Genomic DNA, 12,432 nt, shown 5'->3' on the forward strand with positions numbered 1-12,432 from the left:
CGCGCTGCGCCTGGCGAACCGCCTGCTCGGCAATGCCGAAAACGACGCCGCCGTGGAAGTGACCCTGGGTGGTTTCACCGCATGGGCGTGCCGCGATCTCGTGGTGGCGGTGACGGGCAGGGCCGCCAGTGCCGTGTGGTCGAGCGGCCGGGCGGGCGCGTCGCGCACCCACAGGGTCGTGGTGGAATCCGGCCGGGCGGTGGAGACCCCGTCGGGCAGCGCCCCCTCGACGAACCGGATCTCGTAGTTGTCCACGAACGCGACGTGCCCGGGCGAGGGACGCACCGGGACGTCCTCGGGCGCGCCGACGTCGGGCCGGGCGATCTCCGTGGCCGACCACGTGGGACGGCCCGTGCCGAACACCGCGGTCGCGGTGGTGGCGACCGTGCCGTCCTGCGTCAGCGTGATCGACCAGTGCTGGCCCTGGGGCGTCTGGTGGAGCTGGACAGCCCCGAACCGGCCGCCACCCGGTGCCTGGAGATCGCCCTGACGGGCCTGCGCCACGGCCCCGCGCTGTCGGCGCCGTGAACGGCGTTCGGCGCACCGGGTGCGGTCGTGGCAGGAACACCATCGCGGGGCCGGGCGTGCTCAGCGCCCTTCGAAGATCACGTCGCTGCAGAAGTAGTACGTCTGGTCCATGTGCGAGGCCTTCCAGATCGTGTACACGATGTGGCGCCCCGTGCGATCGCCCGCGTTCACCGTGATCTCGGTGTTCTCGGCTGGTTCGGCGGGGCCCGACTCGGCGACCACCCGCAGGTCACCCCATCCGAGCGGGTGCAGGGTCGGGTCGAAGCCCTGCTTGGTGATGTAGACGCGGTAGTAGTCGGCGCCGTGTCGCGCGCCGTCGTAGACGTTGATCGTGAAGTCGTTCGGCCGTTCGGCGGCCTTCCACTCGCCGACGGCGTCGAACGCCGCGTAACGGCCGTCCTGAGCGCGGCCCGCACTGCACAACTGGCCGTCCGGAATGACGCGCCGGTGATCACCGTCCACACCGTTGCGGTAGAGGCCGTTCCAGTTCCACAGCGCCTTCGGGTTGCTCTCCCACGCCTGGTGGCACAGTGGGTCCTCGGTGGCCATGTCGGGCGACTGGTGGTTCTCACCCCAGCGCTCGTAGCACCCGTAGACGCGCGACGGCGGGTCGGTGACGGAGCCGTGCGCGGAGGCCGTGCCGACGCTGCCGCTGAGTATCAACAGGGTCGCGGCCGCGACCACCGGGAAACGCTTCGCCATGACCGGGTCCCTTCGTTCTCGCCGAGGCGCAATCCGAGAATTCGCACCAAGAGTGGGTTTCGCACCACCGGATGCGACTCGACCGTAACCAGGAGACTCCGCCACGCACAGTGTGTGAACCCGTTCGTGCGCCCGCATTCCCCCACTCCGACGACGCCCTTGTGTGTCGCCGTGCCGTGGAGGGCTCCTTCCCCGCATCCGAGACGGGAAAGGAGCCCCGAATGGCATCACGCGGTGACGCGGACCATCAGCGACCGGAGAAGATCACGTCGCTGCAGAAGTAGTACGTCTGGTCCATGTGCGAGGCCTTCCAAATCGTGTACACGATGTGGCGGCCCGTGCGGTCCCCGGCGTCCACGTCGAACGACGTGTTGTTGGCGGGCGGCCTCGGGCCGACCTCGGTCACCAGTTCCAGGTCACCCCAGCCCAGTTCCTGGGTGAGGGGATCGAAGCCCTGCTCGGTGATGTAGACGTGGTAGTAGTCCGCGCCGTGCTTGGCCTGGTCGTAGACGTTGACCGTGAAATCGTTGTCCCGCTCGACGGCCTTCCACTCGCCGACGGCGTCCATCGAGTTGTACCGGCCGTTGCTCGTCTGCCCGGCGCTGCACAGCTGACCGTCCGGAATGGCGCCCTGGTGATCGCCACCGACACCGTCGCGGAACAGGCCGTTCCAGTTCCACATGGCGTTCGGGTCGTCCTGCCACGCCTGCCAGCACATCGGGTCCTCGGTGGCCATGTCGGGCGACTGGAAGTCGTCGCCCCACCGCTCCCAGCACCCGTAGTTGCGCGACGGCGGGTCGGTGGCCGACCCGTGCGCCGAGGCCACCCCGGCAAGGCCGGTCATCGCGAGCAGCGTCGCGGCCAGTAGTGAAAGCGTCCTCTTCATCGTCGAAGGTCCTTCCCTGCACCGACAGTGTCGCGGTGAACGCACACCACCCGGCATCCGACGCCGGAACGGCACTGAACTGGAAGCGCTCCCATAGCGTCCCGTCGTCGGCCTTCGTGAAATTTCCCTTCCAATCATGGCCACACAGAACAAACAATGGTGATGCGCGTCACCGGCGGTTCACGGTAACGCAACAATCGTCATCCAGGGAACCCCTGAAACGATATTCATCAGGCAAAACAATAGTTCTCGAAACCATTTCGAGCGCGCGACCGGGAACACAGGCCGGCGATGAAATCTCGCCGGGCCACACCCGAGCCGACAGCGGGCGGCTCAAGCCGCGACGCCCTCCGCGGTGCGGGCGGAGGGCACCGGGGCGTCGGAATCCGGCCGCTCTCGTCGTGGCCAGACAGGCCGGAACACGGTTGTCAGGACAGGTTCTTCCGCTGGACGTCCCACTCGGTGCCGCACAGCCCGCAGTCCGCGCCGACGAACTGGGCGCGCGCGCTCAGCTCGCCCTTGAGCTGCCAGTCCAGCCACTCCACCCCCACCCGGCCGAACTCACCGCCGTTGGGCTCGGCGAACGTGCCGTAGTGGCCGACGTCGAGGTTGCCCATGAACGCGGGCAAGTCGCTCGGCAGGCGGTCCCAGTCGTCCATGGCGTTGTCGTAGGCGATGTCCTCGGGACCGCCGATGAAGTACGCGATCGGCGCGTGCAGGCCGCCCAACAGCCGCTTGTCGAGCGAACTGAACAACCCGCTGTTCCACATCACGGTGGTGGCGATGCGCGGGTCGTCGGCGACCTCCATGGTCTCGATCCCGCCGCAGGACTGGCCCATCACCGCGATGTTGTCGGTGTCGAGCTTGCCGCAGTACTCGCTCCACGGCCGCGAGTCACGTTCGACGGCCCAGTCGACGGCCTCGATCAGCATGTCGGAGTCGGTCGAGCCCGAGCCGCCGGGCTCGCCGTTGGCGATGACCAGGTATCCGTGCGAGGCGAACTCGGTGAGGATGTTCTCGAACCAGGTTCCGTCGGCACGGCAGGCCCCGTTGCCCCAGGCCACGATGGGCATCGGCTCGTCGGGGAGCGTGTCGGGCCGGTAGATGGTGTGATCGGGCAAGGTGAACGTCGTCTCGTAGTGTGCCGGGTAGGGCCCCGAGCCGCCGTCCGTCTGCGCGGTCGCGGTGGCCGGTGCCGCCAGTGCGGCGAGCAGGAACGCGGTCGCCGCGACGAATACACGGCGCGTCAACGCTGTCATGTCCGGTGCCTCCTTGCGCCTGAATGCCGGGTTCTCTGCCAAGGAAGCACCACAGCACCGGCCGCGTCACCGGATCAGGGGGAGAACCGGCGAGACTGCCGATGCCCTCGCGGATGGGCGGCACCGTCGGATCACCGCAGGCACCGGACCACGCAACGGAGACCGGGTACGCGCTCGAACTTCGTGTCCACCGTGAGCAGCTCAGCGTCCAGGAGCTCTGCCAGCGCGACATACGCGGCGTCGTAAGGCCACATGGTGTGCCGGAGTTCCCAGACCCGAGGGAGCAGGAGGTCGTGCTCGAACCGGCGCAGTCGCATCCGCCGCAACAGCGTGAGCGCACGCGCAGCCTCATCGGCGGAGAGCTTGCTCCTTCGGACGAGCCCGCGCAACGTCGATGCGCATTCCAGATCGATCGCATGCGGCGCGGCCCACGGTTGCCCGACGCCGCTCTCCCGCACCTTGTCGGCGATGGTGTCGCGACCTGCCAGGAACTCGATCAGCGCCGAGGGATCGACATGCAAGCATTATAATCCCATCGCAAGCACTATGGTCCTACGCGGGGACAAGCCGTGCGGGTCACGGTCCGGGCGGCGGGCCGCGTGTCGCAACGTCGTCAGCGAGGGGTGGCCACCCAGCTCCCAGTAACGCCGAGCGGGCCCGGAATAGCCTCGTCGTCGCTGAAGTTGACCTCGACATGACGACCACGACGACTCCCGAGGACGTTGTCCGGGAAGTCTTCCGCAGGGACGGCGCTGGTGACCTGGACGGGGCGGCGGCGTTGTTCGCCCCCTCGGTGGACTTCGCCATCCCCGGTGCTCCGGACATCCCGTGGATTCCGGACGCCGATTCCCCCGAGGGGATGCGCGAGTTCTTCCGTCGCCTGCACGACCAGCTCAGCCGGGAGAGCTTCGACATCACCCACACGCTGACCGACGGCGACGATGTCGTGCTCCTCGGCCGCCTGCACTCGGTCGTGAAGGCGACGGGACGTCCGATTCACTCGCGGTTCGCGATGCACATGACGGTGACCGACGGGCTGATCACGCGCTGGCACATGTACGAGGACGGCTGGGAGGTCGCCCGAGCAGCCGGGCTCGTCACGACGGACTGACGTCCGCGCGGCTCCCGGCGGCTCCGCTCACGGCGGCGTGTGGCCGGTGCGCTGCTGCGGCGGGTCCTCCAGCGGCATCGACTCGAAACCCGCCTGTGCTTCGGCCAGGCGCCGGTCCTGTTCGGCGGCGTGCTTGGCCTCGTCGAGGCTGCGCCGGGACCGTTCGATCGGGGACTCGTCGGTCTCGGCGTCGTCATCCCGGCGGGGCGTCGTCTCGTCGTCCGACACGGTGCACCTCCTCCGCACTGGGTTTGTGGGCGCATACCCGCCTCCGCCGTCACCCAAACAGCGAAAGACGCCCCGCCCGGTCACCGGGAGGGGCGTCTTCCATCACGCGCAGCAGGCAGGTGCGCGAGAATGAGCAGGCGCGGTACGACGCCGGTCGGTGCCGGCGCCCGTGGTGTGTCAGTCGGCGGTCAGAGACCGGGAAGCGGCAGCAAGCCGCCCCCGCCGAGATCGGCGAGCGAGTTCGCCGACCCGGTGCCGAACGCTTCGCCGAACAAGCCGAACGGATGCTGCATCATCTGCTGGCTGATGTCGAGCGCGGCCTGCTCCTTCTCCTTCTCGGTGAGACCCTGCTGCTCGGAGTCGTCGGTGGCGGGCTTCTCAGCGTCGTCGGCCTCGTGGTGCTGGGCGTTCTCCTCGTTCGTCGCGGGCTTCTGCTCCGCGTCCTGGCCCTCAGCCGGAACCTTGCCCTTGTCGGCGTCTGCCGGGGTCTTGCCCTCGTCGGTGGCCGCGGGAACCTGTTGTGCCTCCTGCGTCGCGAGGGGCTTGTCGACCGGTTCCGCCGACTCGGCCGGGGTCGCCTGAGCGACTCCCGCCGCCACCGGCAACGTCGCGGCGGCGAGGAACGCGCTCGCCCACACGCGCCGAATGCGAATCATGAGTCCTCCTTGTCGTCCCTGGCGACGCACCAGCGCCGCCGGGTCCGGACGCTAATGAGGACATCAACACACCGCGCGCCGAGTGCCCACATCGGGCGACACACGGGCGGACTCAGTCCAGTATGGATCATCCGGCGAGGACATTCCGCGTACAGCCGGGAATCAGGGCGTGGACGAAGTATGTTCCCGGTGGTACCGCAAGTACTCGGGCCTTACTCCATGACCGTCCACAGTGTGTAGTCTGGACACGATCTCCCCGGTCAGTGAGTCGACAACCCGGCCTCCCTCGTCGACATAGATCGCACCGGTGTCGAAGAGGACATGGTGGTTCGGACACAGGCACAGCATGTTGCTCACGTGGTCGGGCCCGTTGTGCGGTCTTCCCAACGCGCGAATATGCGCACCCTCCGCGTACGGGCCTCCTGCTGTCATCAACCGCAGGCCACACACCTGGCAGGTGAAGTCATACCACTCCTTCACCTGCTGCACCGCGCTTCTGTCGCGGACGATCCGTGCGCTCACCACGTTCGCACGCCGAGTGTCGGTCGGCACTGCTCTCGTGGAGGCTAGCCGGGCATCAGCGAGTTTCACGAGCCTGAATCGCCAGATCCGGTAACCGTCTCGGCCGCGTTCGTGCCAGTGCTCGGTGACCACGAAGAGGCCGTCATAACGCAACCCACGCTCGGGCGAAAAGTTGACGTTTCCACGCGCTCCCCGGACGACGCGAACAGGCCGAGAATCGAGTTCACTCCGAACGAGTCCGATGTTGCCGCGTTCCAACTTTTGGTCAGCGACCTGACGCCCGGTCGCCGGATTTCGTCCACCTTGGCCGGTATAGATAATTTCGTCACCGAAGTCTTCGTCGTCCGGATAGCCGCCGGATACGACGATGGAGTCAGCGCCGTCCTTCGCGCCTGAGATACCGCCCTGTAAGGGCCGATGCACGCCCGCTCGGGACAACTCGGTGCGGCTGGCGAACTCGCTGCCTTCCGGATAACCGGGGATCTCACCGTACTGCCGTCGCGACGCCACGCAGCCAGCATAGGACTACTATTGGCAATTCGTCAGTAACAGCACGGACACAGTCCCCCAGCCGATCCTTGGTCCCGCCTGTCGTGCGTTGCGGACAAGCTTGTCACCTGCCACGACATGCCACGCTGACCCCGTCAACCACCCTTCCTTGTTTCCCACCTACCCATCGAGCATCCGTTCCAGCGACCGCCGAAAAGCTTTCACGAGACCGGATCGCCGGGCACACCGGCTCACGCGCCTGTGCGCTGTGCGAGGGGCGCCGCTCCCAGCTGGTGCATCAGGTGCAGGTTGTCGAAGTAGTCCCGCTCACGGTAGATCTTGCCGTCGCGCACCTCGACCACGTTGCAGTACGGCTCCCTGATGCGTCTGCCCGTCGCTTGGACGCCAGCCATTTCCTGCTGGTGTGTACCGTTCACGGTCATTTCCATAATCGCCGTTCCAGCGCCGCAGTCATGGCTGGCGTGAACCTCGAAATCGAGGTCCGGAAACGCTGTCGTATAGGTCTCCGCGACGCGCACACCCCATCGGGTCCCGATTCCTGCTCGCCATCCGGACCCGCGTAGACATAGTCGGGATGATAGATCGCGCGCAGTGCCTCAAAATCATGATTCCGGATGTGTTCGAACATCTGCCGTTGCAGATCCGTAGCCTCGGACATGGCGCACACTCCTCTCCACAGGTCGTGCGGCCTTCCACGCTAATCCTCGTTCCGAGGACCTCATAGGGCCGTTCTGCCCCGTGACGAACTGACCAATAGCCGACGGGCGGCCTGATTCGACTCCGCGACACCGGCCCTGACGTCGTGTGCGCTGTCATGCTTCGAGCACAAGGAGGCTCACACCGTCTCACCGCGGAGGAGGGACCGGGGTCGACAGTGTCACCGCTCCCCACCGCTCACCGTGTTACGGCCGCTCGGTCCGCATGCGGGACGCCGGGACCGGCGCACCCTCCACGGTGTCGGCGCGGACCACAGAAAGCAGACAGGCCGGCCGCGGCGGGCCGCCCGTCCTGCGCACGAGGGAGGTTGGTAGCGCGACCTACCGGACGCGGTGCGCGAGGCGGTCGAGCCCCTTCCCGAGTGAAGCAAGGAGCGGATGTCGGCGATTCGTCAGCGGCGAGTGCGCCAACACAAAAACCCCAGGCTGTGTGACCTGGGGTTGTGGCGCGCCCGTAGGGATTCGAACCCCAAACCTTCTGATCCGTAGTCAGATGCTCTATCCGTTGAGCTACGGGCGCATCGTGTTCAGTTGTACCCGATCGGATCGGGCTGGTGCTCGGCGGGGGCCGAGCCCCGGCGGAGGCTCCGGGATTTGAACCCGGGAGGGGGGGTTACCCCCAACCGCATTAGCAGTGCGGCGCCATAGACCAGACTAGGCGAAGCCTCCCAGGTCGCGACCACTGCCCATAGACTACACGCCTCCGCCAGGGCCTTTCGAACCACCCCCCGTCAATCCACTGACCAGGTCATTCGCGCCCCACATAGGCGACGAAGGGGTCCAGCGCCTCCGGGTTGGCCAGGGCGTCGCGGCTCACGGCCCGGTCCGGGTCGGCCCCGGCGAGGATCTTCTTCACCGGCACCTCGCACTTCTTGCCGTTCAGCGTCCTGGGCACCGCGTCGACCACCACGAACCTGTCGGGGACGTGCCGCGGCGAGAGCGCCTTGCGCAGCTCCGCGCGCAGACCCGGCTCGATGTCGGCCAACGACGCTCCCTCGGACAGCACGAGGAAGCACAGCAGCTCCCCCTCCTCGTTCCCCGAGGTGTCGATCACCAGCGAATCGCGCACGTCGTCGACGCTCTCCACGACGCGGTAGAACTCGGCCGTGCCCATGCGCACACCGCCGCGATTCAGCGTGGAGTCGCTCCGGCCGTAGATGATCGCCGAGCCGCGGTCGGTGATCTTGATCCAGTCGCCGTGCCGCCACACGCCCGGATACTCCTCGAAGTACGCCTCACGCAGCCGCGTGCCGTCCGGGTCGTTCCAGAAGAACACCGGCATCGAGGGCATCGGCTTGGTGATCACCAGCTCGCCGACCTGGTCGATGAGCGCGTTGCCCGCCTCGTCGTAGGCCTCGACGGCGGCGCCGAGGCTCCGGCACGACAGCTCGCCCAACCACACGGGCACGTCCGGCGACGCTCCGACGAACGCGGTGCACAGGTCGGTGCCACCGGAAACCGAGGCGATCTGCACGTGCTCGCCCACCTCGTCGGCGATCCAGCGGAAACCTTCGACCGTGAGCGGGGCACCGGTGGAACCGAGCGCACGCATCTCCGAGAGGTCGAACTCCGCCGCCGGGCGCAGGTGCTCCTTGAGACAACCCTGCACGAACGGCGCGGACGTGCCGAAATAGGTCACCCGGTGCCGCTCGGCGAGCCGCCACAGGCTCCGCAGGTCCGGGTAGCCGGGGCTGCCGTCGTAGAGCACCACGGTCGACCCGACCAGCAGGCCGGAGACCAGGAAGTTCCACATCATCCAGCCGGTCGTGGTGAACCAGAAGAACCGCTCCCCTTGCCCGAGGTCGCAGTGCAACGCCAGCGCCTTGAGGTGCTCAAGGGTGATCCCGCCGTGGCCCTGCACGATGCCCTTCGGCAGGCCCGTGGTCCCCGACGAGTACAGCACCCACAGCGGGTGGTCGAACGGCACCGGCTCGAACTCGAGTTCCGCACCGGCGTGTTCGTCGAGCAGCGCGTCCCAGTCGAGCGCGCCCTGCATCCTCCCGTCGCCCTCGTAGTTCACGAGCACGGTGGCGGCCAGCCCCGGCAGCTCCTCACGCAGCCGCTCCACCGTCGGCCGCACGTCGAACGAGCGCCCGTTGTACACGTAACCGTTCACCGCGACCAGCACCGTCGGCTCGATCTGGGTGAACCGGTCGGCCACCGCGCGCACCCCGAAGTCCGGCGAACACGACGACCACGTCGCCCCGAGGCTGGCGGTGGCCAGGAACGCCACCAGCGTCTGCGGGCAGTTCGGCGCCAACGCGACCACCCGGTCGCCCCTGCTGACGCCGAGGTCACTCAGGGCCGAGCGCATCGCCGCGACCTGCGCGCGGAGCACACCGTAGGTCAGCTCCTCGCCGGACCCGTCCTCGCGCTCGAAGATCACTGCGATGTCGTCGTCGGATTTGGCCGCGCCCGCGACGTCGGCGCCCAGCGCGTGCTCCGCGTAGTTCAGCGTGCCGCCGGCGAACCACCGCGCGCCGGGCATCGTGGCGTCGTCCAGGACCGTGGTAGGCCGGTCGTGCCAGCGCACGCCCAGGTACTCGGCCACGGCCGACCAGAACTCCGGCATCGACTCCACGGAGAACGACCACAACCCCGCGTAGTCGTCCACCGCCACCCCACGCCGCTCGCGCAACCACCGGCGGAAGTCGGCCACACGGGTGCGCTCGACCTCCTCGGCACTCGGGCGCCACAACACTTCGGGATCGTCAGCCTCAGCACTCATGGCCGAAGCCTAGGACATCACCCGGCCGACTGACCCTGTGCGCACGCCACGTCCTTGGTCACGTCGACATGTGCGCCGCCATCTCCGCGACCAGGGTCGACGGGGCCGCCGACTCCTGTGCTCACCGGGTGGAGGTCAGCGCAAGTGGGCGTCGAACCAGGCCAAGGTGCGCTGCCACGCCTGGGCCGCGGTGTCCGGGTCGGTGTCGAAGCGGTGACTGACACCGGGATAGCGCACCACGTTCGTCGCCACGCGCGCGGCGGAGGCCGCGTCCGCGAGCCGCTCCACCTCGGCCTGCCCGGCCTCGTCCCCGTCGTCGCCGTACAACCCCAGCCACGGGCTCGTCAGTCCGCCCGCGATCTCCACCAGCGCGGGCAACTCCGGTGATGCCGGCGCACCGATGCCCCGTCCTCCGACACTCACGGCGGCCCCCAGTTCCCGGTTCGACGCCACGATGAGGGAGGCCGTGCCGCCGAGATCGAACCCGACGATCCCCAGCAGGTCCCCGCGCAGGCCGCGGTCGTCCACGAGCCACGCGAGCGTGGTGTCGGTGACCCCGAGCAGGTCCTGGCCGCTGTGGCTGCCGTCCAGGTCCTGCAGGTGCGGTGTCACCGCGAGCCAGCCCTCCGTGGCCAACGACGTGACCAGCGCCTCGGCGGCCTCGGTCACGCCGCCCACCTCGTGCAGCACCACGACGCCGCCGCGCACCGACCCCTCGGGTTCGGCGTAGGTCAGGCGCAGGCCCCGCCGGTCGGCGCGCTCGTAGTCCAGGGTGTGCGTCAGCGTCATGTGTCCACTCAACCACTGATACTGCACCCCAGGTCAACGTGAGCCACAAGATATGCGCGCGATATAGGTTGGACGCGACACGTTTTCCGCCAGCCGCCCGACGCGCCAGGAGCCGCCATGTCCCCCACCGTGCCGACCCGCGCCGACCTCGCCGCACTGCCCGCCTACGTGCCCGGACGCACCGTCCCGGGGGCGATCAAGTTGGCCAGCAACGAGGTGCCCGGCGGCCCGCTGCCCGGCGTCGCCGACGCCGTGGCACGGGCGACGACGGAGGTGCACCGCTACCCGGACATGGGCGCGTGGGGACTCGTCGACCGGCTCGCCTCCGAGCTGGACGTGCCCGCCGAGCGGGTGGCGGTGGGGTGCGGCTCGGTGTCGCTGTGCCAGCAGTTCACGCAAGCACTGTGCGAGCCGGGTGACGAGGTGCTGTTCGCCTGGCGCTCGTTCGAGGCGTACCCGATCATCACGCAGGTCACCGGCGCCACCCCGGTGCGGGTGGCGGTCACCGACGCCCACGCGCTCGACCTGCCCGCGATGGCCGAGGCGATCACCCCGCGCACCCGCGTTGTGTTCGTGTGCAACCCGAACAATCCCACCGGCACGGCGCTGCGGCGCGAGGAGCTGACCCGGTTCCTCGACACCGTGCCCTCCGACGTGCTCGTCGTGCTCGACGAGGCCTACCGCGAGTTCGTCACCGACCCGGACGTGCCGGACGGTCTTGAGTTCGCTCGCACCCGCCCCAACGTGGCCGTGCTGCGCACCTTCTCCAAGGCGTACGGGCTCGCGGGACTGCGCGTCGGGTACGCCGTGGCCCCGGACGCCGTGATCGAGGCCGTGCGCAAGGTCTACGTCCCCTTCAGCGTCAACGCACTGGCCCAGACCGCCGCGTCGGCCTCGCTGGACGCCAAGGAGGCGATGCGCGCCCGCTGCGCCGACATCGTGCGCGAGCGTGTCCGGGTGCGTGACGCGCTGACCGGGGCCGGGTACGCGGTGCCGGAGACGCAGGCCAACTTCGTCTGGCTGCCGCTCGGCGAGCGCACCGCGGACTTCGCCGAGCACGCGCTCGAGCACAAGGTGGTGGTGCGCCCGTTCGTCGGTGAGGGCGTGCGGGTGACGATCGGCACGCCGGAGGAGAACGACGCCTTCCTCGCGGCCGCGCGCTCGTTCCCGGGCTGAGGCGGCCGCACCGCGCCGTCGCGCCGACGTGGCCCTGGCGGAGCGGGGACCGTGTGCCGGGAGCCCCGCCCCGCCGGGACACGCGCCCTGGGCCGGCGGCACCCGTATGCGCGGGCGGGCTGATTTCCGAGCCAGGACGGGCAACTCGCACGTAGTAGCGGGCAACTCGCGAGCGGGAAAGGGCAACTCGCGAGCGGGAAAGGGCAACTCGCGGGCGGGAGGAGGGGGTTAGAACTGGCGGGCCAGGAGGTGGACCATCGCGGCGAGGCCGACCGCGACGATGACCGCGCGCAGCGCCACGGGGGAGAGCTTGCGGCCGATCCTGGCGCCGAGCAGGCCGCCGACGATCGAGCCGACCGCGAGGAGGCCCACCGCGGCCCAGCTGATCGGCGCGACGAAGGCGTAGACCGCGCCCGCGACGACGTTGACCACGGCGGCGAGCACGTTCTTGATGCCGTTGAGCCGCTGGATCGACTCGGTCATCAGCATGCCCATCACCGCCATCAGCAGCACGCCCTGCGCGGCGGTGAAGTAGCCGCCGTACACGCCGATCAGGAAGACGAGGCCGACCAGCAGCACGGTGCCGCCCCGGCCGCCCTCGGCCGCCGTGGCGGCCGAGCC

13 protein-coding genes, 2 tRNA genes and 1 pseudogene are annotated in these 12,432 nt (G+C 68.8%); 3 read left to right on the forward strand and 13 right to left on the reverse strand.

Annotated elements, in window-relative coordinates; genetic code table 11:
- The first annotated feature begins 58 nt into the window (after positions 1–58).
- Positions 59–247: a hypothetical protein gene (locus SACSA_RS26255; protein WP_232212971.1), complete on the forward strand. Its 189-nt coding sequence runs from the start codon at positions 59–61 to the stop codon at positions 245–247.
- 341 nt (positions 248–588) lie between these two features.
- Here the strand turns inward: SACSA_RS26255 and SACSA_RS0115675 are convergent, their stop codons facing one another.
- The 4 genes from SACSA_RS0115675 to SACSA_RS0115690 all read right to left on the reverse strand — a co-directional run bounded on the left by SACSA_RS0115675 (position 589) and on the right by SACSA_RS0115690 (position 3,896).
- A complete protein-coding gene (locus SACSA_RS0115675; RefSeq protein ID WP_019818585.1) occupies positions 589–1,230 on the reverse strand; it encodes a lytic polysaccharide monooxygenase auxiliary activity family 9 protein in 642 nt (213 codons plus the stop codon).
- 247 nt (positions 1,231–1,477) lie between these two features.
- Positions 1,478–2,116, reverse strand: a complete 639-nt coding sequence (locus SACSA_RS0115680) for a lytic polysaccharide monooxygenase auxiliary activity family 9 protein (RefSeq protein WP_019818587.1) — start codon at positions 2,114–2,116, stop codon at positions 1,478–1,480.
- A 428-nt stretch (positions 2,117–2,544) separates the two neighbouring features.
- Positions 2,545–3,375 carry an alpha/beta hydrolase gene (locus SACSA_RS0115685; RefSeq protein WP_019818588.1) on the reverse strand — a complete coding sequence of 277 codons (831 nt, stop codon included), beginning with the start codon at positions 3,373–3,375 and terminating at the stop codon, positions 2,545–2,547.
- A 131-nt stretch (positions 3,376–3,506) separates the two neighbouring features.
- On the reverse strand, positions 3,507–3,896 hold the full coding sequence (locus SACSA_RS0115690; protein ID WP_019818592.1) for a type II toxin-antitoxin system VapC family toxin: 390 nt from the start codon (positions 3,894–3,896) through the stop codon (positions 3,507–3,509).
- A 173-nt stretch (positions 3,897–4,069) separates the two neighbouring features.
- Here SACSA_RS0115690 and SACSA_RS0115695 point away from each other — a divergent pair, with 173 nt between their 5' ends.
- Entirely contained in the window at positions 4,070–4,486 is a 417-nt protein-coding gene (locus tag SACSA_RS0115695; RefSeq protein ID WP_019818593.1) for a nuclear transport factor 2 family protein, read from the forward strand.
- A 27-nt stretch (positions 4,487–4,513) separates the two neighbouring features.
- On the opposite strand, the gene SACSA_RS0115700 is transcribed toward SACSA_RS0115695, so the two are convergent.
- From SACSA_RS0115700 to SACSA_RS0115735, 8 genes and pseudogenes are all read right to left on the reverse strand, one after another.
- A complete protein-coding gene (locus tag SACSA_RS0115700; protein ID WP_019818594.1) occupies positions 4,514–4,714 on the reverse strand; it encodes a hypothetical protein in 201 nt (66 codons plus the stop codon).
- 188 nt (positions 4,715–4,902) lie between these two features.
- Positions 4,903–5,370: a hypothetical protein gene (locus SACSA_RS23280; protein ID WP_019818595.1), complete on the reverse strand. Its 468-nt coding sequence runs from the start codon at positions 5,368–5,370 to the stop codon at positions 4,903–4,905.
- Positions 5,371–5,532: 162 nt separating this feature from the next.
- The gene (locus tag SACSA_RS0115710) at positions 5,533–6,402 is read right to left on the reverse strand and encodes a YDG/SRA domain-containing protein (protein ID WP_083940274.1); all 870 of its coding nucleotides are present in this window, start codon (positions 6,400–6,402) and stop codon (positions 5,533–5,535) included.
- Between the two features lie 230 nt (positions 6,403–6,632).
- Positions 6,633–7,060: pseudogene (locus SACSA_RS0115715) on the reverse strand (ester cyclase).
- Between the two features lie 502 nt (positions 7,061–7,562).
- Positions 7,563–7,638, reverse strand: a tRNA-Arg gene (locus SACSA_RS0115720).
- 59 nt (positions 7,639–7,697) lie between these two features.
- Positions 7,698–7,787, reverse strand: a tRNA-Ser gene (locus SACSA_RS0115725).
- Positions 7,788–7,866: 79 nt separating this feature from the next.
- Entirely contained in the window at positions 7,867–9,846 is a 1,980-nt protein-coding gene (locus tag SACSA_RS0115730; protein WP_028661926.1) for an acetoacetate--CoA ligase, read from the reverse strand.
- Positions 9,847–9,981: 135 nt separating this feature from the next.
- On the reverse strand, positions 9,982–10,635 hold the full coding sequence (locus SACSA_RS0115735; RefSeq protein ID WP_019818601.1) for a dienelactone hydrolase family protein: 654 nt from the start codon (positions 10,633–10,635) through the stop codon (positions 9,982–9,984).
- A 117-nt stretch (positions 10,636–10,752) separates the two neighbouring features.
- On the opposite strand from SACSA_RS0115735, the gene hisC reads away from it, so the two are divergent.
- Entirely contained in the window at positions 10,753–11,811 is a 1,059-nt protein-coding gene (gene hisC / locus SACSA_RS0115740; RefSeq protein ID WP_019818603.1) for a histidinol-phosphate transaminase, read from the forward strand.
- A gap of 228 nt (positions 11,812–12,039) precedes the next feature.
- Here the strand turns inward: hisC and SACSA_RS23285 are convergent.
- Positions 12,040–12,432, reverse strand: a 393-nt coding sequence (locus tag SACSA_RS23285) for a sulfite exporter TauE/SafE family protein (RefSeq protein ID WP_157596932.1), incomplete at its 5' end; no start/stop codon positions are given.

It is taken from the genome of Saccharomonospora saliphila YIM 90502, from assembly GCF_000383795.1.
GTDB lineage: Bacteria > Actinomycetota > Actinomycetes > Mycobacteriales > Pseudonocardiaceae > Saccharomonospora > Saccharomonospora saliphila.

Excerpts from the sequence above, each read along its gene's own strand:
- SACSA_RS0115675 (WP_019818585.1), bottom strand. The coding sequence starts at position 1,230 with ATGGCGAAGCGTTTCCCGGTGGTCGCGGCCGCGACCCTGTTGATACTC.
- SACSA_RS0115680 (WP_019818587.1), bottom strand. The coding sequence starts at position 2,116 with ATGAAGAGGACGCTTTCACTACTGGCCGCGACGCTGCTCGCGATGACC.
- SACSA_RS0115685 (WP_019818588.1), bottom strand. The coding sequence starts at position 3,375 with ATGACAGCGTTGACGCGCCGTGTATTCGTCGCGGCGACCGCGTTCCTG.
- SACSA_RS0115695 (WP_019818593.1), top strand. The coding sequence starts at position 4,070 with ATGACGACCACGACGACTCCCGAGGACGTTGTCCGGGAAGTCTTCCGC.
- SACSA_RS23280 (WP_019818595.1), bottom strand. The coding sequence starts at position 5,370 with ATGATTCGCATTCGGCGCGTGTGGGCGAGCGCGTTCCTCGCCGCCGCG.
- SACSA_RS0115730 (WP_028661926.1), bottom strand. The coding sequence starts at position 9,846 with ATGAGTGCTGAGGCTGACGATCCCGAAGTGTTGTGGCGCCCGAGTGCC.
- SACSA_RS0115735 (WP_019818601.1), bottom strand. The coding sequence starts at position 10,635 with ATGACGCTGACGCACACCCTGGACTACGAGCGCGCCGACCGGCGGGGC.
- hisC (WP_019818603.1), top strand. The coding sequence starts at position 10,753 with ATGTCCCCCACCGTGCCGACCCGCGCCGACCTCGCCGCACTGCCCGCC.